The organism is Changchengzhania lutea, from assembly GCF_006974145.1.
Lineage (GTDB): Bacteria > Bacteroidota > Bacteroidia > Flavobacteriales > Flavobacteriaceae > Changchengzhania > Changchengzhania lutea.
The window spans coordinates 378,652-400,452 of the sequence record NZ_CP039456.1 but is presented as its reverse complement, the minus strand read 5'-3'; the positions used below and the strand labels follow the sequence as shown (position 1 = coordinate 400,452).

Sequence of the window (21,801 nt, the reverse complement as noted above, 5' to 3'; positions counted from 1 at the left end):
GATAAGTAATTCCGTTTTCTTATGTTTTGAATTAACAAACAATTAATCACTTATGCTTTGTCTCTGCTGTTGTTGAAAAATTACACGTGACATAAAAAAGCCCATACTAAAAAAGTAAGGGCTTTTAAAAATGGATTTATTTTAATCTAAATGCTGAAGCTTAAAGACAAGGTGATATTTGAATTTGTCCTATCAATAAAGGCAGAATCTGTTAAACCAACATTATATAAAGGGGTTTCAAAAGTTCTGCTAGACCGGTCGTAAGTAACATCCAATTTCGTTCTTCCAAAGCTATAGCCTAGTCCCAAAGAGTAGCCTGTTAAATCGCCAATAGTGACACCATCTTTATATGGACTTTCCTCAAAACGATAGCCGCCTCTAAAACTGAATTGCTGGTGCTTATATTCACCACCCAAACGGTAGGTTTGCGCAGTGGTTAAAATATCATTCATTTTTGCGTTTTCATCTGCGAGGAAAGCGTCAGAAGTCGGTCTGAATTCTGTAGCGCTGTAATCTTTTCTTGAATAATCAAAGCTTAATAAACCTTGACCAAAAACATAGGCCAAACTACCTGTAACTTTAGCTGGCGTTTTTAGTTTATAACTCGGGTAGATATTTACAACATCAGGATTGATAACTTGTGTGGCATTAACACCGCCGTCATCTCTAACAGTTGCTAGATACTGAGTAGTTTCTTCTTCAATACTATACCAAGTTGGTGAGTCATAAGTTAGTCCCACTCTAAATTCGTTGCTTAATTTTAAAATACCACCAAGTTGAAATGAAAACCCATTACCAGTTGTTGATAGATTATTTTCAAATTCAATATCGCGAATAATAGATCCTGCATTGGCATTATCTTCAAACAATAATGTTGAACGATTAAAGTTGATAAAATGAGAATTTAAATTTAAACCCAAATACAGGTTGTCTTGATATTGTGATGCTATATTGAAACTGATTTTGCCATTATAACCAGTCGATGCATATGAGTAATCTTGATTAAACGTACCATCTGCTAAATTAGAAAAGTATGTGGTATTTGCGTCATTATTAATATCATCTGGTTCGATAATAAAAGATTCGAAGCCTAAGAATGCCTGTTGGTTTCCAAACCCATAGGCACTACCAATTTCCAAATAAGCATCTCCAAGGGTTTCGTCATCGAATGCTGAAATTTCATCTAATCGAAGACCATCTGCATAGTCTAAAAAGTAAAGATCTATAGATTGATTGTTGGTGTTCGTTCCAAATGCAAACCAATTATCATCAAAATTACCGGCCCGTTCATAATTAAAGCCCATGGAAATCTTGCGCCATGGGGAATTGCTCTTACTAGCAAAAACAAAAATAGCACCTCCTTGATTAATATCAAAGTTTGATTCATTTGAGGTGCCTAAACCGTCAAAATATTGGGTATTATTTTCTGTATCAATATTGGACAAGGTGAAGGCTGCATGACTTTGGCTAAATACTGCAGAACTTGCAGGATTTATGCTTACGGCACTCATATCGCCTCCTAAAGCACCAAATGCGCCACTTAATGCTCTAAATCGAGCGGTTCCATGAATGTCATCTTGAGAATAACGCAACGCGTCTGAGATATCTTGTGCATAGATTGTGGACATAGAAAGTATCCCTATGACTAGTAAGTTTAACTTCTTCATATGAATTTTTTTAAAATTTAATAATTTATCCGCGTCTTCGACCTCCGCCACTAGATGATCTAGAACCTCCAGAACTTCTGCTGCTGCTAGACGATCGTGTTGTGGAACCAGAACTTCTGCTAGGGCTACTACTTCTACTTGGCGTATATCCAGAATTCCTTGAGGATGATGATCTTTTATAGACACTGTTGCCACTTGAACGTGGTGCAGTAGTGCTGCTACTACGTCTTGCTGTTGAAGACCTTGTTGTTGAGTTGCCTGCTGGCGTCGTAGGTCTTGTTCTTCTAACCGAGTTTGTTGCAGACCTTGAATTGGGATTATAATTTCTATTTGCTGTCACTCCATTACTGCGTCTAGCCGTATTTGCAGATGTACTTCTATTGTAATTTCTATTTGCAATTGCAGATGTGGATCGTCTTCTTGAGGTATTGTATTTTGATACATTTCTAGAGTTAACCGCGTTGCTACGTCTATTTACAGACCTAACATTGTTAGAATTAACTCTGGCATAGCTTCCGCGTCTGCTAGCGCTATAAGAAGCCCTTCTTCCATAATAATTATTATAACGGTTATTGTAATAGCCGTTATTGTAAGCATATCTGTTATAGCCATAACCCCAACCTGCGTTGAAACCCCAGCCGCCATAAAGCCCACCGCTCCAAAATGGATCGTAAAAGCCCCAATTGTTCCAACCCCAGTTGTTCCATCGGTTCCATCCCCAGTTGTTCCATCTGTTGCCCCAACCCCAATTGTTCCAGCCCCAAGGACTAATGAACGGGTCATTCCACCAAATATTATTAAAGCCGTTGTCTATATAATTAATTGTAACACCATTACTGTTTTGACCCCAACCGGCATAACCTATATAGCTATTGTCGATCAATGAATCATTTTCGATGTAATTTTCGCTTTCGTATGAATCGATATCAGTAAATATGTCACCATTCTCGGTAAGCGTTTCAAGCTCTAAAGATTTGGTTCTGAAATAATTTTTATAATAATTGCTGTTGCCTTCGTTAGGAACTTCAACCACGGCGACCGCTCTTGGTTCGGGTTGTGGCGTGTTGCTATATATCCCATCATTATCTGCGCCTACATATTGGTATGAACCACAGGAAGATAAAATAAGGAGCGCGCCCAGAATAGTAAAAAAGGGTAATTTTCTTTTTAAGTAGTTTTTATATAGCATAACTCGAGAATTTTATTGTTGCACATCACAAAAATAGTTAGTTTTGCTCAACTATTTTACATTTAACATAGTCACAATATTTGTGCCAAAACATTGATATGAGTAAAAAACTTACTAGTAGGGCAGAAGATTATTCCAAATGGTATAACGAATTGGTGGTAAAGGCAGACCTAGCAGAAAATTCGGCTGTACGAGGCTGCATGGTTATTAAGCCGTATGGTTATGCAATTTGGGAGAAAATGCAAGCGGAATTGGATAAAATGTTTAAAGAAACGGGGCATCAAAATGCCTATTTCCCACTGTTCGTTCCTAAAAGTCTCTTTGAAGCTGAAGAAAAAAATGCTGAAGGTTTTGCAAAAGAGTGCGCTATTGTAACCCATTACAGATTACAAAACGATCCAGATAAACCTGGAAAACTGAGAGTAGATCCAGATGCTAAGCTAGAGGAAGAACTTATCGTGCGTCCGACATCCGAAGCGATTATCTGGAACACATTTAGAGGATGGGTTCAGTCCTATAGAGATTTGCCTTTGTTAATCAATCAATGGGCAAACGTCGTGCGTTGGGAAATGCGTACGCGCTTGTTTTTAAGGACTGCTGAGTTTTTATGGCAAGAAGGCCATACCGCACATGAAACAAAAAACGAAGCTTTGGAAGAAGCCAAGTTAATGAATAATGTCTATGCGACCTTTGCTGAGAATTTTATGGCTATCCCAGTAATTCAAGGCACAAAAACCGAGAACGAGCGATTCGCTGGTGCAGAAGAAACCTATTGTATTGAAGCCTTAATGCAAGATGGAAAAGCCTTACAAGCAGGGACTTCACATTTTCTTGGGCAGAATTTTGCCAAGGCCTTTGATGTTAAATTTGCCAATAAAGAAGGTAAACAGGATTATGTTTGGGCCACGTCATGGGGTGTTTCCACGCGATTGATGGGGGCTTTGATCATGACCCATAGTGATGATCACGGATTGGTATTGCCACCAAGTTTGGCGCCAAATCAAGTGGTTATTGTACCTATATATAAAAGTGAAGAAGATTTAGAGGCAATTACCGAGGTGGCTAATGGGATTTTAAAGGATTTAAGGGGAAAAAACATTTCGATAAAATTTGATAATAGAACCACACACAGACCAGGTGCTAAATTTGCGCAACATGAATTGCAAGGCGTGCCTTTAAGGCTGGCTATTGGGGCTAGGGATTTAGAAAATGGCACCGTTGAAATTGCCAGACGTGATACACTAACAAAAGAAGTGGTGGCTTTAGATGATTTAATAGATAAGATTGAAGGATTGTTAAAAGACATTCAAGAGGCATTGTTTAACAAGGCCTTGGATTTTAGAGATTCTCATTTAACAGAAGTAGATACTTTTGACGAATTCAAAAATGTTTTAGAAAATAAAACAGGCTTTATTTCTGCGCATTGGGATGGCACGAATGAAACTGAAGATAAAATCAAGGAGCTTACAAAAGCAACCATACGTTGTATTCCGTTGGAAATGAAAGCAGAAGAAGGTGTTTGTGTATACTCTGGAAAGCCTTCAAAAGGTAGAGTGTTATTTGCAAAAGCATACTAATTGAATTTTTTTTAAAAAAAGATTACGTAGCTATTGTGACATTTAAAAATAGTTGTATTTTTGCATCCGCAATGGAAACGTTGTAAGTTATTTGAAACTCTTGCAAGTTTAAATCATATCATTTATATTTGCGCACTCAAAAAAACAATGGCCCGTTCGTCTATCGGCTAGGACGCCAGGTTTTCATCCTGGTAAGAGGGGTTCGATTCCCCTACGGGCTACAATATTTTAATAATAAAAAGAACACATGGCAAATCATAAGTCAGCATTAAAAAGAATTAGAAGTAACGAATCTAAGCGAGTAATAAACAAGTATCAGCATAAAACGACGCGTAACGCGATTAAGAAATTGCGTGAGTTAACTGATAAGAAAGAAGCTGAAGCGATGTTTCCTACAGTGGTTTCTATGTTAGATAAATTGGCTAAGAAAAACATTATTCATGCTAATAAAGCGGCTAACCTTAAATCTGGTTTAGCATTGCATATCGCTGCTTTATAAATCATTGAATTTATAGATATTAAAAGCTTCTCATAATTGAGAGGCTTTTTTTGTGGTTTATATATTTGGTGCTTGATAGTTTTAAGTCTGAGCTATATATTACCTGTGATTCTATTTTTTTAAAATATCAATTTCTTCTTCAAAGCTTTCAGTTCTTTATCTTCTATTTTGTGTCGAAATACGTCTATTTAATTTTTATTATAATGATTTATAAGTCGGTTAATTTTCCCCTCAGTCCATTATTTTATATTGAATAATATCATAAAATTATTCAAGTTTATAAAGAAGTTTGTTACGCGTTAAATATGTTTAAAGTTAACTGCGAATTTGCGTTAGCGATTGCAGAGGAAATCCTTTTGAGAGGGACGAACAAAAGATTGGAACGGAAAGCGCGACCCTTGGGTAACGCCCAAAATTAAACATAAAAAAAGCCTCGAAAAATTCAAGGCCTAATTTATTTCAATATGATTTGTGTTTTATCCGTTCATGGATATTAAAAACTCTTCGTTGTTTCTGGTTTGTTTAAAGCGCTCATTAATGAATTCCATGGCTTCTACAGGATTCATATCTGCAAGGTATTTACGCATCACCCACATACGTTGTATGGTGTTTGCATCGAGTAAAATATCGTCACGACGCGTACTTGAAGATGTGAGGTCGATAGCAGGGAAAATTCTACGATTCGATATTTTTCTATCCAATTGCAGTTCCATATTACCAGTTCCTTTAAATTCTTCGAAGATGACTTCGTCCATTTTAGAACCAGTTTCTGTAAGTGCCGTGGCGATAATAGTTAATGATCCACCATTTTCGATATTTCTAGCTGCTCCGAAAAAACGTTTTGGCTTGTGTAATGCATTGGCATCTACACCACCACTTAAAATTTTACCTGAGGCTGGTTGTACGGTGTTATAGGCTCTTGCCAAACGTGTAATGGAGTCTAATAGTATCACCACATCATGACCACATTCTACCAATCGTTTTGCTTTTTCAAGAACGATATCTGCAATTTTTACGTGCTCATGGGCTTCTTTATCAAAGGTAGAGGCAATCACCTCGCCACGTACATTACGTTGCATATCTGTTACCTCTTCTGGGCGCTCATCAATTAATAAAATCATTTGATACACCTCTGGATGGTTGGCCGCAATGGCATTGGCAACATCCTTTAATAACATGGTTTTACCCGTTTTTGGTTGAGATACAATCATACCACGCTGTCCTTTCCCTATGGGCGAGAACAAATCCATAATACGTGTTGAAATAGTACTTTGTCTATCGGCAAGGTTAAATTTTTCTTGTGGAAAAAGCGGCGTTAAATGTTCAAATGCCACACGGTCTCTAACCACTTCCGGCTTTTGCCCGTTAATTAAATTAACTTTAATCAATGGAAAATATTTTTCACCTTCTTTTGGTGGTCTTACGTTTCCTAAAACAGTATCTCCCTTTTTTAAACCAAATAATCTGATTTGAGATTGCGATACATAAATATCATCTGGAGAGGATAGGTAATTATAATCGGATGATCTTAAAAACCCATAGCCATCTTGCATAACGTCTAGTACGCCTTCACTTTGGATAATAGCATCAAACTCATAATCTGGTTCGCGGTAACGATTTCTACTATCTTTATTCCCGTTATTGGCATTGCTACCATGGGTGTTACCGTTTTTTTGATTTTTATGTGTGGGGTTATTATCTCTTTTTTGAGGTGACTTTTGTGAGCTGTTTTTAGGGCGTTCATTTGGAACGCGACGCTCCGTCTTAGTATCCGACTTTTGTTCCTCTTTTTTAGGTCTTGGTGCGGGTGGTCTACTTACAACCTTAGCTGGAGCAGGTTTATTATCTTTAGCATCCGTAGCACTTACAGGCGTGCTTTTTTGTGATGTCTCATCAGGTTTCGCTGGTGCATCTTTTGCAGGTTTTTGAACGCGCTGTCTCGGTTTCTTTACTTCTCGTTTCTCAGGTTTGCTCTCTGAAGAAACGGGCGTATCCACCACAGATGTTACCGCTTTAGGATCTGCGGCTTGCATATCTAGTATTTTATAAACTAAATCTAATTTTTTAAGTGAACGGTATTTAGGAACGCTTAGTTTACTTGCAATCTCCTGTAAATCAGCAAGTTTCTTTTCTTTTAATTGTGAAATTTCAAACATTAATATAGGATTGAAAATATTTTGTAAATATAATTTGAGTTATTCTGAAAAAAATGAATTTTAATCTGAAGAATTAACAACCTGTTATTGCGGTTGTTGAGTATTGATACTGCAATTATACAACTTTATTTTAATTTTTTACGTGAAATTTATAAAAGAAACTATTATTTTTGCGGTCTAGTATTTAGAAATAAAATGTTACAACGTATTCAAACTATATATCTTTTAATGGCTGCAGGGGTTTCTGCGGGGCTCATTTTCGTTTCCTATCTATGGATTACAAATGATGATATAAAAGTATATGCCTTTGACGACGTTTTATATTTGGGCTTATTTTTAGGGTCTGCGCTTTTATCTTTAATTACTATATTTATGTATAAAAATAGGAAGTCTCAATTTGTTTTGGGGCGACTTAACATCATATTAAACTTTATTTTACTAGGATTTTTTGTGTATCAATCTCTAAATGTATCTGGAGAAACTGTGGTTTCTGAGAAAGGTATTGGGATGTTTCTTCCTATCATTTCTATCGTGTTTTTGGCTTTAGCCAATAAAGCCATTAAGAAGGATGAAGATCTCGTAAAATCTGTAGATCGATTGCGATAAAACCTAATATCTTAGTAGTATTAGTGCGTGAGCCCAAGGTGAAGATCTTGGGCTTTTTTTGTTTTTAAAGTATTTGACTCCAACCATATAAAACCATGTATTCGGTTACTTGGCTTATAGTCTGGTTTCGATTAATAAACTTTTAATTATCAATTAGTTATTAAAAACCTTGGCTCTAGTTTACTAGTGCGTTGTTTTAGTAATATTTCTTCAAGATAAACATGCTTGACACATTAGATAATTAAAAGTAAGCCTACTTGCAGGAACGATCGTAAATCTGAGGATAATAGATAAGAAATTGAAGTATTAAGCCACAAATTACACTAATGATCACTAATGTTTGAAAAATCTTTAGATTTCTCTATTCGTGATATCATTTTTGTCAATCATTCCACGAATTTTAAATGGGCTAAGCTCATTTATTCGTGCTAATGAGTGTAATTCGTGGCAAAAACCAATAATATCAAGGCACTAATAAACTAGAGCCAAAACCTTGTAGGTTTATTTTGTTTAATCCTAATACCTACAAGGTGAGAATATGACCTTGCAGGATATGAAAAAGAATGATTTGTTGTTGAGATCAAGGCTGTTAAATTTTGAAGATTAATCAAATTCAGGTTTATACTTAAACTCTATGGTTCTACCTCGAGGATCGTTGGTTTTATATTTTTCAAAGAATAAGGCATAAAAAAGTCTGGAAATACTCCAGACTTTTTTATTTTCACTAAAATAAAATGGTTATTTTATTTCAATAAGTTCTAAATCGAATACTAACTCTTGTCCTGCTAGAGGATGGTTGGCATCTACAATAATATGGTCGTCATTAACCTCGGCAATACGAAATTTCACTTCTGAACCGTCTGGGTTTTTAGAAGATAATCCCATACCAACTTCTGGAGTGATTTCCTTTGGTAATTGGTCTTTTTTTACTTCATGGAACAATTCTTTTTGCACCTCGCCATAGGCTTCTGCAACAGGGATATTAATTGTTTTTTTTTCACTAACCTTCATGTTAACCATGCCTTTTTCAAAACCAGAAATCAACATGCCTTGACCTAATGTTATTTCTAACGGTTCTCTTTCGAGTGAACTGTCAAAAACTTGACCATTGCTTAATTTTCCTGTGTAATGAACTTTCACAGTATCATTCTCTTTTACTAAACTCATAAATAATTATTTTTACTGTTTTATTATAGGTGCAAAACTACAATTTATGAATCTATTGGTGCTATTTTGACTTATTAATCCCTTGGATTAAGAAAATATTAACATAGAACTCGTTAATTTTTTTCAATTGGCTAAAAAACTATGCTTTTATACCTGCTTTTTGTCTTTTTACTTAGGGAACTCAATAACTTCTAGATTATCAATTTTTTCACCATCAATAGTAAACCGCAACATGGTACGTGCTTTGTGAAAACCGTGTTTACCAACCGCGCCAGGGTTCATGTGTAACAGGTGTAATTTTTTATCGGGCATCACCTTTAAAATATGTGAATGGCCACAAATAAAAAGTTTGGGAGGGTTTAGTTTAATGGTTTCCCTAACGCGCACATTATAAGCTCCCGGGTAGCCGCCAATGTGGGTCATCCACACATCAACCTCCTCACACTTAAATCTTAAATGTTCGGGAAACTCTTGTCTAATAATAGTATCGTCAATGTTTCCATATACCGCTTTTAAGGGCTTTAGTTCTTTTATGGCATCGGTTATTCTTAAATCACCAATATCCCCTGCATGCCAAACTTCATCTACCTGTTTTACATATTTTAGTATGGCATCATCTATATAGCTGTGCGTGTCAGAGAGTAATAAGATTTTGGTCATTTTATGAATTGCTATTAAAAATCTTTTAATATTTAATTAAGATTATGCACTTCAATGGCAGCGTTAATCTGTCTATATTTGTGCTTTCAACAAAAGTATTAAAACAGATTGAGGTATTTTATAGAACTTTCTTATAATGGTTCCGCCTATCACGGATGGCAAAATCAACCGAATGCTATTTCGGTTCAGGAACTGGTTGAAAAGGATCTATCAACCTTGCTGAAAGAAGCTATTTCTGTAATGGGAGCGGGGCGTACGGACACTGGCGTTCATGCCAAACAAATGTATGCGCATTTTGACAGTAATGAATTAATCGATGAAGCTGATATTGTTTTTAAAATGAACTCTTTTTTACCAAAAGACATTGCCATTCATAAAATTTTTAGAGCAACCGATGATGCCCACGCGCGGTTTAATGCGATTAGTAGAACGTATTTATACCGAGTGGGTTTAAAAAAGAATGCTTTTAATTTTAATACCGCTTATTATGTGAAGCATCCGTTAGATTTGAGTGCCATGCAAGTGGCTACAAGAATCTTATTTGAGTATAAAGATTTTCAATGCTTCTCAAAAAGTAAAACGGATGTAAAAACGTATAATTGCAATATAATGAAAGCTGATTGGGAACTGGTAGGTGATGAGCTTCATTTCACCATTCAAGCCGATCGGTTTTTACGAAATATGGTAAGAGCCATCGTGGGAACGCTCATAAATATTGGTTTGAAAAAAATCTCTTTAGAAGATTTTCATGCGATATTAGAATCTAAAGATCGGCGTGAAGCTGGATTCTCTGTGCCAGCAAAAGGCTTATATTTAATAGATGTTGAATATCCTGATGATATAAAATATAAATGAGCAAAAACAAGGAAAACATATTTGATGTTAAACTATTCAAAAGATTGTTTGAATACATAAAACCGTATTTAAATGTGTTTTATGGTTTAATAATACTGGTGATTTTGTTGGCAGTTTTTAGTGCGGCTACTCCGTATATTACCAAGTTTGCCATTGATGATAGTATCGCCAGTAAAGAAGAAAAAGGATTCCTTTTTTACATACTCCTTATGTTAGGCGTGCTTGTTCTACAAACCGTTTTTCAGTTGCTATTTATTTATTATGCGGCATGGTTGGGACAGAATTTAGTTATGGATGTTCGTGTAAAACTTTTTAATCACTTACTTCGTTTTAAAATGAAGTATTATGATAATTCTTCGGTTGGCGTCCTTATCACGCGGGCGGTGACAGATATGGAGCGGATTGCCGATATTTTTGGACAAGGGCTATTCATGATATTTAGAGACTTACTTACTATGACTGTGGTGTTTGGGGTCATGGCTTATATTAATTGGCGCTTGAGTCTTATTGTCTTCGTGATGTTACCCTTGCTTTTATATGCGACTCGAATCTTTCAGAAGTATATGAAAAAGGCTTTTGAAGAAGTACGGACCGAAGTGTCAAACCTTAATTCGTTTGTTCAAGAACGATTAACAGGTATGAAAATTTTGCAGCTGTTTACTCGAGAGGCTATTGAATATCAGAATTTTAAAACTATTAATGAACGTCATAAAAAAGGCTGGGTCAAAACGGTTTGGTACAATTCCATATTTTTCCCATTGGCCGATTTATCAGCATCCATCACTATAGGTTTGGTAGCTTGGTATGGAGGTTTAAACGTCGTGCTTAATGGTGTGGTTTCAGAAGGGGATCTCATTGCGTTTATCATGTTTATTCCCATGTTGTTTAGACCGCTAAGGCAAATTGCGGATAAATTTAATACACTACAAATGGGTATGGTTGCTGCAAACCGTGTCTTTAAAGTTTTGGACACAACATCGCAAATTGATGATACGGGCACTCATAAAGCAGAGCATTTTAAAGGTCATATAGAATTTAATCACGTGTCTTTCAGCTATGTGGAGGATGAACAGGTTTTAAAGGAGATTTCTTTTGAAGTGAAACCTGGAGATACAGTCGCCATTGTTGGTGCAACTGGAGCAGGAAAATCGACTATTATCAATTTATTAAATCGTTTTTATGAAATTGATAAAGGTGATATATCTATAGATGGCATTAACATTAAAGAGGTTACTTTAGAATCGTTGCGTACGCAAATAGCCGTGGTACTGCAAGATGTGTTTTTGTTTGCTGATACCATTTTAAACAACATCACATTGAATAATCCTGAAGTCACCGAAGATACAGTGCGTCAGGCAGCAAAGGACATCGGGATTGACGAATTCATTTTAAGTCTTCCAAATGGCTATCACTACAATGTAAAAGAGCGTGGGGTTATGTTATCGTCAGGGCAACGACAACTTATATCTTTTTTAAGGGCTTATGTCACTAATCCCAGTATTCTGGTCTTAGATGAAGCAACCTCTTCCGTGGATTCTTATTCTGAACAACTTATCCAAAATGCTACAGATAAGATTACGAAAGGGCGAACCTCTATTGTCATCGCACACCGTCTAGCCACCATTAAGAAGGCAGATAATATTATTGTTATGGATTCCGGATATATTGTTGAGCAAGGTACGCATCGTGAACTTCTGCAAAAGGAAAATGGGTATTATAGGAATTTATATGAAGTACAATTTATTAAAGAAGAAGAAATTGTTTAAATATTAATCGCAGCTTTTTAAGCCTCAGTAAAGTTTTCAAATAGATTTTTAACGGTTAATCTATTCCGAATCACTTTTACTCCACATGATTTGCGAAAATCACTATCAGTAGTCAGGGGTGTTTCGCAATTTTTACACAACATCAAGATAAATCTTCTTTAATAATCATGGCCAATTCTTGAGTATCATCAAACATAATAAACTCACCATCCTTAAAATACGAAATATTTCCAGTTTCTTCGCTCACAACAAGTGCCAAAGCATCTGTTTTTTCCGTCACGCCAATGGCAGCCCTGTGCCTTAAACCAAAACGTTTAGGAATTGTTGTTTCGTTATTAACAGGTAAAATAACGCGTGTGGCTTTTACAATGTTATTGTTTATAATGATTGCCCCGTCGTGTAATGGACTATTCTTGAAAAAAATACTTTCAATAATAGGTTGCGATACGGTGATGTTCATAGCATCGCCAGATGCACACAGAAAATCCAGATTATTGTTACGCTCGAAAACCATGAGCGCTCCCGTTCTGGATGCCGACATTTTATTGGCTGCTGATATTATAGCGGCAACATCGGTTTCATCACTGTTTTCCGTTTTTAAAAAACTGAGCTGTGATAGGAATTTTCGTCGTCTATTAAAATTAGTAGACCCGACCATGAGTAAAAATTTTCGAATTTCAGGTTGAAATACTACGATTAGTGCAATGATTCCCACTTTCATAAAACCACCAAAAATACCAGTAAGCAATTCCATGTTAAGAAACTCTGTGAGCTTCCAGACTAAATAAATAATGATTATTCCAATAAAGATGTTGATGGCTACCGTACCCTTAACCAGTTTATAAATATAATAGAGTAGAAGGGCTACCAGAAAAACATCTATAATGTCTACTACACTAAATTTTAAGAGGTCGTTAAAGATTTCCAATGGCGGTGGGTTTTGGTAAATTTAATAAAATAAGGTTAATAAATGAATTCATGATTTGAAATCTCTAAATGATTAAATGCCGTATTCAAAATACTAGATTTATAATGGATGTATTTTTGAAATTTTAAAGATGCGTTGAAGTTTAAATAAGCCTTTGAATTCGGCCTATCCATTTTTTTTAATTCTGAAATCAAATCCTTGAAGTCCGTTTCAATTATAAAAGGCTCTGACGATGCATTAATAATGTGAATCTTTTCGTTTGAATAAAAATTAATACCTATCTCTAATTTTGAATCTATTTCTTCATGACGATTCTTAAAAAGTGCATTAGAAGATTCCTTATGATAAACCACATCGGTAAATTCTATGAACCCCAAATTCTTCCTGCTCGTATCATTGCATGTAAAATAGTTTTTAGTATTTTCTTTTTTATGGCTTGAATTGTTTTTCTTATCCTGTAAAAATTTTATTTGCGGAATAACTTGTTTTAGCGACAAGCGTTTATCAACATTTACCAACCAATTTGTTGTGCTAATCAGGTTTTTTCTATTTAATTCAACACTATCTTTTTGGGCTTCGTCGTAAAACAAATAAGCAGCAGAAACATCTGGGATATCTGTAATTTTAGAATGACTTATTTCAGGCAAATGAATTATTTTTTCCTTTCCGCAGGATAATAAAACAGATAAAATAATTAAGAAAACTAGCTTTTTCATAATTTCTAACAATCTAACAATCTAACAATCTAACAATCCAGTCAATTTAATACATTCTACAGCTTCCTTAACATCATGCACACGTAAAATAGAAACACCTTTTTGTAAAGCCACAGTATTCAGCACGGTAGTGCCATTAAGGGCTTCTTGTGCCGATGATTCAAGCGTTTTATAAATCATCGATTTTCTTGAAATGCCAACAAGTAATGGTTTATCTAAAATTTTTAAAAGTTCAGCATTATTCAATAGTTTATAATTTTGCTCTAAAGTTTTAGCAAAGCCAAAGCCAGGGTCTACAATTAGATCTATAACTCCTAAGGATCTGGCCGCAGTTATCCGTTCAGAAAAATAGAATAAAACATCTTTTAACAAATCATCATACTGTGTATGTTGCTGCATGGTTTGCGGAGTGCCTTTCATGTGCATCATAATATATGGCACTCTTAAATTGGCGATTGTAGGTAGCATATTGCTGTCCAGTTTTCCAGCAGAAATATCATTAATTAAAGCAGCGCCCGCCTCAACACATTGTGCAGCTACCTTGCTTCTAAAAGTGTCTATGGAGAGCAAGGCATCTGGGAATTCTCTTAAAATTGAATCCACCATGGGGAGAATCCGTTTCAATTCTTCACCTTCAGTAACTTGATCTGCATGAGGTTTTGAACTATAAGCACCTACATCAATAAAGGTCGCACCCTCATTTAACATCTTTTCAGTATGTGTTAATATGCTTTTTTCATTATTATGCACACCTCCGTCATAAAAAGAGTCTGGAGTAATATTCAAAATACCCATGACTTTTGGTGTAGATAAATCAATAAGCTGGCCTTTACAATTTATGGTCATTCATACAGTTTTAATGGGTGTTTGCATTAAGTTTAAAACTTTAAACCTTAAACTTTGAACTTTAAATTAATTTATGCGAAATTTACGCAAAATTCAATATTATTTATGCAAAATACTTCAAAACAATACGACGCCGTTATAGACACCTGTAAACGTTTATTTAGCGATAAAATGTCAGACTATGGAAGTGCGTGGAGAATATTGAGATTACCATCACTTACAGATCAAATTTTTATTAAGGCGCAACGTATTCGTGGGCTTCAGCAAAATGAGGTAAGAAAGGTAGATGAAGGCCAACGCAGTGAATTTATAGGCATTATAAACTATTGCATTATGGCACTCATACAATTGGATAAAGGTGTTGTAGAACAACCCGATTTGTCCACGGAAGAGGCTATTGAATTATATACCGAAAAAGCCGCCATTACAAAAAGCCTTATGGAAGATAAAAACCATGATTATGGTGAGGCATGGCGTGATATGAGAGTGAGTAGTTTAACCGATTTAATATTGCAAAAGTTACTAAGGGTAAAAACAATAGAAAATAATAAAGGCAAAACCATAGTGAGCGAAGGCATCGAAGCCAATTATCAGGATATGATTAATTACGCTGTATTTGCATTGATTCACTTAAATGAAGCATAAATGAAATATTTAGTTCATATATCAAGACTGTTAGTTGGAGTTTTATTTATCATTTCCGGATTAATAAAATTGAACGACCCCCTTGGTTTTTCTTATAAACTTCAGGAATACTTTAGTGCAGATGTTTTAAATCTACCGTTCCTAGAGCCATACGCGTTGATGATAGCCGTCATGTTAGTGGTTTTTGAAGTTGTACTAGGCATATTCCTTATCATTGGCTATAGACCAAAATTTACAATTTGGAGCTTGTTGGTCATGATTGTATTATTTACGTTTTTAACCTTTTATTCAGCATATTTTGACAAGGTTAAAGATTGCGGATGCTTTGGAGATGCGCTAAAATTAACCCCTTGGGAAAGTTTTACTAAAGACGTTATCTTACTTGTATTGATTTTAATATTAGTAATTGGGAGCCGTTACGTCAAGCCTTATTTCAACAGATTGATAACTACAATTATCGCACTTTTAGGATTTGTTTTCAGTTTATGGTTTGGGTATTATGTGTTAATGCATTTGCCAGCGGTGGATTTTAGAGCTTATAAAATAGGCGCTAATATTAATGAAGGTATGACGGTTCCAGAAGATGCTCCAAAACCAGAAATAGAATATTATTGGAAATTTAACGTGAATGGTGAAGAAAAAACAATTACCAATAATGGCCCATATCCTTCGGTAGAAGGTGATTTTATAAGTGTAGATACTAAAGTAATTAAAGAAGGCTACCAGCCATCCATTGTTGATTTTTCTATAGAAACTGAAGATGAAAATCTGACAGATCAATTTTTAGCTGAGGAAAACCTGATTATCGTGGTGTCTTATAGTTTAGAGAAAATTGAAAAAGAGGGGGCTTTAAAACTAAATGCATTACAGAAAGAAGCTAAGAAAAAAGGATATAAAATCATTGGTCTAACGGCATCTGGCGAAGTCACTAAACAGCGTATAAATGCTGCTTATAATATTGATTTTGAATGGTATCTATGTGATGAAAAAGCGTTAAAAACCGTAGTGCGTTCAAATCCTGGTATTCTAGAATTGGGCAAGGGCACCATAGAACAAAAAGAGCACTGGAACGATATAGATGATTTGGACTTATAGTTTTCAGTAGCAGTCACAGTTTCCAGTTAAACAAATAAACACACCAACAAATAAACTATTTGATTAGTTATCTAATAAATAAAATAACCTATGCGCTACTCACCTTATTTGGAGTGGTCACGGTCATATTCTTTTTGTTTAACGTACTTCCAGGTGATCCAGCTCAAATGATGTTAGGTCAAAATGAAGATAGTGGGCAATTGGCCGCAGTCAAACAAAAGTACGGATTTGACAAACCCATCAGCACCCAGTATTTCTATTATTTAAATGATTTATCGCCTATATCATTGCATTCAAAAAAAAGTGAAGACTATACCTTTCTGCGTCCTAATAAATACGCCGCAACAAGCTTATTTTCAATAGGTCAAACTACCCTAGTTTTGAAATTCCCTTATTTACGGGAATCTTTTACAAAACAAGGGAAAAAGGTGAGTCAGGTATTGGGCGAAACTTTACCCAATACCTTTGTTTTAGCTGTAACAGCCATTGTAATTGCTATAGTTTTAGGAATTGTTCTTGGTGTTATTTCAGCCTTGTATAAAGACCGGTGGATAGATAAGTTCATTCAAATATTCAGTACTTTCGGGATGAGTATTCCATCGTTTTTCAGCGCCATTCTTTTCGCTTGGTTTTTTGGGTATGTTCTACATGAATACACGCATTTGGAAATGACGGGCAGTTTATATGAGTTGGATGATTTTGGCAACACCATGAATATTAAATGGAAGAACCTAATACTCCCTGCTATAGTCTTAGGCATCCGGCCATTGGCTGTAGTGATCCAATTAATGCGAAATTCGCTTTTAGAAGTTTTTAATCAAGATTATATTCGTACAGCGCGAGCCAAAGGCCTTAACGAGTTTCAAATTATTAAAAGACATGCTGTTAAAAACGCCCTTAATCCTGTAGTAACTGCCATATCAGGTTGGTTTGCATCCATGTTAGCAGGTGCCGTTTTTGTAGAGTATATTTTTGGATGGAATGGTTTGGGAAAAGAAATTGTAAACGCGCTAAATACATTAGATTTGCCAGTCATTATGGGTTCGGTGCTTATTATTGCACTATTGTTCATAATTATCAATATTTTTGTAGACATTATATACGTATGGTTAGACCCTAAAGTTAAACTTGAATAGTGGGCTTTTCTGAAAAATAAAAAGAGATAACAGGATTTTTAAAATATGAAGAAATTAGTTTTTTTAATAGTAACGTTAACGGTGTTATTAGGCTGTAAAAAAGAGAATCCTGTTCAGTTTTCAGAAGCCGCCTTAAATGATCCTTTTCTGAATTTAGAAGGAACTGAAATCATTTTTAAGAATATTCTAGAAACTCACAATGGCAAAACTTTAGTTATCGATATTTGGGCATCGTGGTGTGGTGATTGTATAAAAAATTTACCAAAAGTAAAAAGCTTACAAAACCAATATAAAGAGGCAACGTATTTATTTTTATCTTTAGATAGAAGTGTTGAAGCTTGGCAAAAAGGTATAAAGAAATACGATATTAAAGGTCAGCACTATTTCATGAAATCGGGGTGGGATGGTCCCTTTGCAGAATTTGTGGATTTAGACTGGATACCAAGGTACATGGTTATAGACAAAGAAGGACACATTAGTTTATTTGATGCTGTAAAGGCCGATGATAAAGAATTAATAGAAAATATAAATACTAATTTAAAAAATAACTCCTTACTAGAATAATTTAAATTCTACGAGGTTACACAGGATTATGAGAAAACAAATTGTTGCAGGAAATTGGAAAATGAATAACGATCTTCCAGAAACCCAATTATTAATCGATGCGTTGAAAGCGAAGAAGCAAACGTCAACGGCCGAGGTTATGGTGGCGCCAACATTTACAAACCTATACCAAGTGTTTGAAGCTTTTAAAACCTACGCTGTAGAGGTTATTGCACAAAACATGCACTTTGCAGAAAACGGTGCTTACACAGGAGAAATTAGCGCAAAGATGTTGAAAAGTATCGGTATTGAAACCGTTATTTTAGGTCATAGCGAACGCCGTGCTTATTTTAATGAAACCGATGAGTTGCTAGCTAAGAAAGTAGATGCAGCATTAGCCAATGATATGCGTATCATTTTTTGTTTTGGAGAAGAATTGGCCGATAGAAAATCTAATAATCACGAGGCCGTAGTAGAAAGCCAAATTAAAAAAGCTTTATTTCATTTAGATGCCGCAGCGTTTAAAAATATCGTATTGGCCTACGAACCGGTTTGGGCGATTGGTACCGGCGAAACAGCAAGTCCAGAGCAAGCGCAAGACATGCATGCGTTTATTAGAAAAACCTTGGCAAACCAATATGGTGACGATGTCGCAAACAGCGTATCTATTTTATATGGAGGCAGCGTTAAACCAAATAATGCCAAAGAGATTTTTTCTAAACCAGATGTAGATGGGGGTCTTATTGGTGGTGCAGCACTTAATGCCGACGATTTTTTCGACATAGTAAACGCGTTTTAAAACATAGTCTCTTAAAATAATTTTGGCGTTACCCCGAAGAAAAATCGGGGTCGCGCTTTCGGTAGTCGCTCTTGCCCGATTTCTGTCGGGCAAGGAGCTTCAACAATACCTCAATCCCTAACGCGGAGCTAAACCGAAAGTGAAGGATAAGGTGCTTTCTAATGATTAATATCAATTAAAAATATGTCAAATACCATATATATAGGTTACGAATTTCAAGTAAAACCTCTGCAACCAGGCGTTGAAATTCTAATTGCAGAACTAGGCTATGCAGGTTTTGAAAGTTTCGTAGAAACAGAAAATGGCGTATCGGCATACATTCAAAAAGAGGAGTGGCGTGAGGGTATTTTAAACGATATTCAAATTTTGACTTCAAATGAATTTGTCATTACCTACAGCTTCAAAGATATTGAACAAGTCAATTGGAACGCCGAGTGGGAAAAGAATTTTAATCCAATCGTGGTTGATAATGCATGCGCAGTTCGTGCGCCTTTTCATGAGAAGTTCGATACCGAATATGATATCATTATTGAACCCAAGATGAGCTTTGGTACGGGGCATCACGAAACCACTCATATGATGATTCAGCATATTTTAAATAGTGATTTAAAGGATAAATCGGTTTTGGATATGGGATGCGGTACAGGTGTTCTGGCGATACTAGCAGAGATGAAAGGCGCTAAACCACTAGATGCTATAGATATTGATAACTGGTGCTATTTAAACAGTCTTGAAAATGTAGAACGAAATAATTGCAGTCATATTACCGTTTTAGAAGGTGACGCCAGTTTGTTGAACGGGAAGAAGTACGATGTGATTATTGCGAATATCAATAGAAACATTTTACTAAAAGATTTAGGAACCTATGCGACATGCCTAAATGAAAAGGGCATGCTATTGCTTAGCGGATTCTACAATACGGACATTCCTGTTATTCAAGAGGCCTGTGAAAAATATATGTTAAAATTTGAAGAAAAATTGGAAAGAAACAATTGGGTTTCCTTAAAATTTTTAAATTAGCTTTAATTTAAGTGTTACACACTGAAAATTTATAATAGTTTAGAGTTGCTGTATACTGCGACTGCAAACTGAATACTAAAATAATGAGTACTAAAGAAAAATCTTCCGAAGAGTTATTACTTCAAGAAGAAGTCATGACACAAAATGAAATAGTGCTGTTTAATGATGAGGTCAATACATTTGATTATGTTATAGAAACATTGATTTATGCTTGCGAGCATACTCCAGAACAGGCAGAGCAATGTTCAATCATTGTGCATCACAACGGGAAGTGCACGGTAAAAACAGGCTTGTATGATGATTTAAAACCGCGTTGCTCTATGCTTCTCGAAGCTGGCTTAAGCGCAGAAATAGTATAAAATAAAAGGCTCTGATTTCAGAGCCTTTTATTTTATCATTAAAATCATGATTTAGTCATTTTCCTTATATCGCAACCACCACATTTAGATTTTGTATATGTAGAGTCGTATTTATTTTATAAAGTTGTTGGACAGACAAAATTCGATGTTGGTAATGATGTTTTTTTCAAGGTTTCAAACCCAGCAGCAATATCCACTAAGTTTTTAAATCCCCTTGCTTTCAAAATCGAGGCTGCAATAACAGAACGGTATCCGCCAGCACAATACAGATAATAGGTTTTGTCTTGGTCAATGGCATTCATATTATCATTAATATAATCCAATGAAAAATGCTGAACATGATCACCTTTTAAATGCATGGATTTATATTCACCATCTTTTCTAACATCTAGAATATTTAAATCTTCATTTTTAAAACGTGATTCAAAAACTTCTGTAGAAATGGATTCAAGCGTTTCAACATCCTTACCAGCTGCTTTCCAAGCAGCTATGCCACCTTTTAAATAGCCCAAGGTGTTGTCGTAACCCACGCGAGACAACCGGGTAACGGTTTCTTTTTCTTTGCCTTCAGGAGCTACTAATAAAATAGGTTGTTCCAAATCGGTAATTAAAGCACCAACCCATGGTGCAAATGCGCCATTTAATCCAATAAAAATGGAGTTAGGAATATGGCCTTGAACAAACTCTCCTTCTGTTCTAACATCCAGAACCAATGCATCTTCTTGATTTGCTTTTATTTCAAATTCTTCGGCATCTAATGCCACATCACCTTTCTTTAAAACCTTTTCAAAAGTATCGTACCCTGATTTATTCATCATCGCATTTTTTGCAAAATACTGGGGCGGTGGTGCAATGCCATCTAAAACTTCTTGAACAAAATCGTCGCGCGTCATATTTGCGCGCAGGGCGTAATTGGTTTTTTTTTGTTCGCCCAAAACGCCAACGGTCTCTTTACTTAAATTTTTACCACAAGCCGATCCTGCACCATGCGCTGGATATACGATGACATCATCATCGAGCGTCATGATTTTATTTCTTAGCGAATCGTATAACATACTCGCTAAATCTTCTTTTGTTAAATCAGATTTTATGGCTAGGTCTGGTCGTCCTACATCGCCTAAAAACAGGGTGTCTCCAGAAAAAATAGCATGATTTTTTCCGTTTTCATCAATCAATAGATAGGTGGAAGATTCTAAAGTATGACCAGGCGTATGTAATACCTTTATTTTAATATTACCTAATTGAAAAATTTCATTGTCCTTAGCAATGTGAGCCTCATAATCTGTTTCGGCATTAGGGCCAAATACAATAATTGCTCCTGTTTTTTTTGCTAAATCTACATGACCTGAAACAAAATCGGCATGGAAATGCGTTTCAAAAATGTATTTAATTTTTGCATTTCCCCTGTTGGCTTTATCAACATATTGCTGCGTTTCACGTAAGGGATCAATGATGGCTACTTCACCATCAGATTCTATATAATAAGCACCTTGTGCTAAACATCCTGTATAAATTTGTTCTATTTTCATAATTCAAAAATAATAAATATCAACTATTTGGTTTTTGACTTTT

General features: G+C 35.5%; 21 protein-coding genes and 1 tRNA gene. 13 read left to right on the top strand and 9 right to left on the bottom strand.

Features of this window, described 5'->3' with window-relative positions:
- Positions 1-146: 146 nt before the first annotated feature.
- The gene (locus FAF07_RS01880) at positions 147-1,667 is read right to left on the bottom strand and encodes an OmpP1/FadL family transporter (protein ID WP_142783508.1); all 1,521 of its coding nucleotides are present in this window, start codon (positions 1,665-1,667) and stop codon (positions 147-149) included.
- A 25-nt stretch (positions 1,668-1,692) separates the two neighbouring features.
- Positions 1,693-2,856: a hypothetical protein gene (locus FAF07_RS01875; protein ID WP_142783507.1), complete on the bottom strand. Its 1,164-nt coding sequence runs from the start codon at positions 2,854-2,856 to the stop codon at positions 1,693-1,695.
- 98 nt (positions 2,857-2,954) lie between these two features.
- On the opposite strand from FAF07_RS01875, the gene proS reads away from it, so the two are divergent.
- From proS to rpsT, 3 genes are all read left to right on the top strand, one after another.
- The gene (gene proS / locus FAF07_RS01870) at positions 2,955-4,433 is read left to right on the top strand and encodes a proline--tRNA ligase (RefSeq protein WP_142783506.1); all 1,479 of its coding nucleotides are present in this window, start codon (positions 2,955-2,957) and stop codon (positions 4,431-4,433) included.
- 149 nt (positions 4,434-4,582) lie between these two features.
- Positions 4,583-4,654 (top strand) — tRNA-Glu (locus tag FAF07_RS01865).
- Positions 4,655-4,680: 26 nt separating this feature from the next.
- Positions 4,681-4,932, top strand: a complete 252-nt coding sequence (rpsT, locus tag FAF07_RS01860; RefSeq protein WP_142783505.1) for a 30S ribosomal protein S20 — start codon at positions 4,681-4,683, stop codon at positions 4,930-4,932.
- A 476-nt stretch (positions 4,933-5,408) separates the two neighbouring features.
- On the opposite strand, the gene rho is transcribed toward rpsT, so the two are convergent.
- Positions 5,409-7,088 carry a transcription termination factor Rho gene (rho, locus tag FAF07_RS01855; RefSeq protein WP_142783504.1) on the bottom strand — a complete coding sequence of 560 codons (1,680 nt, stop codon included), beginning with the start codon at positions 7,086-7,088 and terminating at the stop codon, positions 5,409-5,411.
- Between the two features lie 195 nt (positions 7,089-7,283).
- Between rho and FAF07_RS01850 the strand changes: the two genes are divergently transcribed.
- Positions 7,284-7,694 (top strand): DUF4293 domain-containing protein, encoded by a 411-nt coding sequence (locus tag FAF07_RS01850; RefSeq protein WP_142783503.1) that lies wholly within the window; start codon positions 7,284-7,286, stop codon positions 7,692-7,694.
- 738 nt (positions 7,695-8,432) lie between these two features.
- On the opposite strand, the gene FAF07_RS01845 is transcribed toward FAF07_RS01850, so the two are convergent.
- Together FAF07_RS01845 and FAF07_RS01840 are read right to left on the bottom strand one after the other, a co-directional pair.
- Complete coding sequence (locus FAF07_RS01845; protein WP_142783502.1) at positions 8,433-8,861, bottom strand: FKBP-type peptidyl-prolyl cis-trans isomerase; 429 nt, start codon at positions 8,859-8,861, stop codon at positions 8,433-8,435.
- A 168-nt stretch (positions 8,862-9,029) separates the two neighbouring features.
- The gene (locus FAF07_RS01840; protein WP_142783501.1) at positions 9,030-9,521 is read right to left on the bottom strand and encodes a metallophosphoesterase family protein; all 492 of its coding nucleotides are present in this window, start codon (positions 9,519-9,521) and stop codon (positions 9,030-9,032) included.
- 108 nt (positions 9,522-9,629) lie between these two features.
- On the opposite strand from FAF07_RS01840, the gene truA reads away from it, so the two are divergent.
- The gene (truA, locus tag FAF07_RS01835; RefSeq protein WP_142783500.1) at positions 9,630-10,376 is read left to right on the top strand and encodes a tRNA pseudouridine(38-40) synthase TruA; all 747 of its coding nucleotides are present in this window, start codon (positions 9,630-9,632) and stop codon (positions 10,374-10,376) included.
- Positions 10,373-12,142 carry an ABC transporter ATP-binding protein gene (locus tag FAF07_RS01830; RefSeq protein WP_142783499.1) on the top strand — a complete coding sequence of 590 codons (1,770 nt, stop codon included), beginning with the start codon at positions 10,373-10,375 and terminating at the stop codon, positions 12,140-12,142. The genes truA and FAF07_RS01830 overlap by 4 nt, the downstream gene beginning before the upstream one ends.
- A gap of 142 nt (positions 12,143-12,284) precedes the next feature.
- Here FAF07_RS01830 and FAF07_RS01825 read toward each other — a convergent pair whose 3' ends face one another.
- From FAF07_RS01825 to folP, 3 genes are read right to left on the bottom strand one after another with little or no spacing between them, the layout of a single operon-like run.
- Positions 12,285-13,070, bottom strand: a complete 786-nt coding sequence (locus FAF07_RS01825) for a diadenylate cyclase (RefSeq protein ID WP_142783498.1) — start codon at positions 13,068-13,070, stop codon at positions 12,285-12,287.
- Positions 13,071-13,105: 35 nt separating this feature from the next.
- Positions 13,106-13,786: a hypothetical protein gene (locus tag FAF07_RS01820; protein WP_142783497.1), complete on the bottom strand. Its 681-nt coding sequence runs from the start codon at positions 13,784-13,786 to the stop codon at positions 13,106-13,108.
- A gap of 21 nt (positions 13,787-13,807) precedes the next feature.
- Positions 13,808-14,632 (bottom strand): dihydropteroate synthase, encoded by an 825-nt coding sequence (gene folP, locus FAF07_RS01815; protein WP_142783496.1) that lies wholly within the window; start codon positions 14,630-14,632, stop codon positions 13,808-13,810.
- Between the two features lie 105 nt (positions 14,633-14,737).
- On the opposite strand from folP, the gene FAF07_RS01810 reads away from it, so the two are divergent.
- From FAF07_RS01810 to FAF07_RS01780, 7 genes are all read left to right on the top strand, one after another.
- On the top strand, positions 14,738-15,277 hold the full coding sequence (locus FAF07_RS01810; RefSeq protein ID WP_142783495.1) for a DUF1599 domain-containing protein: 540 nt from the start codon (positions 14,738-14,740) through the stop codon (positions 15,275-15,277).
- Positions 15,278-16,372: a BT_3928 family protein gene (locus tag FAF07_RS01805; RefSeq protein WP_142783494.1), complete on the top strand. Its 1,095-nt coding sequence runs from the start codon at positions 15,278-15,280 to the stop codon at positions 16,370-16,372.
- A gap of 59 nt (positions 16,373-16,431) precedes the next feature.
- On the top strand, positions 16,432-17,508 hold the full coding sequence (locus FAF07_RS01800; RefSeq protein ID WP_142783493.1) for an ABC transporter permease: 1,077 nt from the start codon (positions 16,432-16,434) through the stop codon (positions 17,506-17,508).
- Positions 17,509-17,553: 45 nt separating this feature from the next.
- Entirely contained in the window at positions 17,554-18,072 is a 519-nt protein-coding gene (locus tag FAF07_RS01795) for a TlpA family protein disulfide reductase (protein WP_142783492.1), read from the top strand.
- 28 nt (positions 18,073-18,100) lie between these two features.
- Complete coding sequence (gene tpiA, locus FAF07_RS01790; protein ID WP_142783491.1) at positions 18,101-18,850, top strand: triose-phosphate isomerase; 750 nt, start codon at positions 18,101-18,103, stop codon at positions 18,848-18,850.
- 183 nt (positions 18,851-19,033) lie between these two features.
- Positions 19,034-19,870 (top strand): 50S ribosomal protein L11 methyltransferase, encoded by an 837-nt coding sequence (gene prmA, locus FAF07_RS01785; protein WP_142783490.1) that lies wholly within the window; start codon positions 19,034-19,036, stop codon positions 19,868-19,870.
- A gap of 83 nt (positions 19,871-19,953) precedes the next feature.
- Positions 19,954-20,229, top strand: a complete 276-nt coding sequence (locus FAF07_RS01780) for an ATP-dependent Clp protease adaptor ClpS (protein ID WP_142783489.1) — start codon at positions 19,954-19,956, stop codon at positions 20,227-20,229.
- 116 nt (positions 20,230-20,345) lie between these two features.
- On the opposite strand, the gene FAF07_RS01775 is transcribed toward FAF07_RS01780, so the two are convergent.
- Complete coding sequence (locus tag FAF07_RS01775) at positions 20,346-21,758, bottom strand: MBL fold metallo-hydrolase (protein WP_142783488.1); 1,413 nt, start codon at positions 21,756-21,758, stop codon at positions 20,346-20,348.
- Positions 21,759-21,801: the final 43 nt, after the last annotated feature.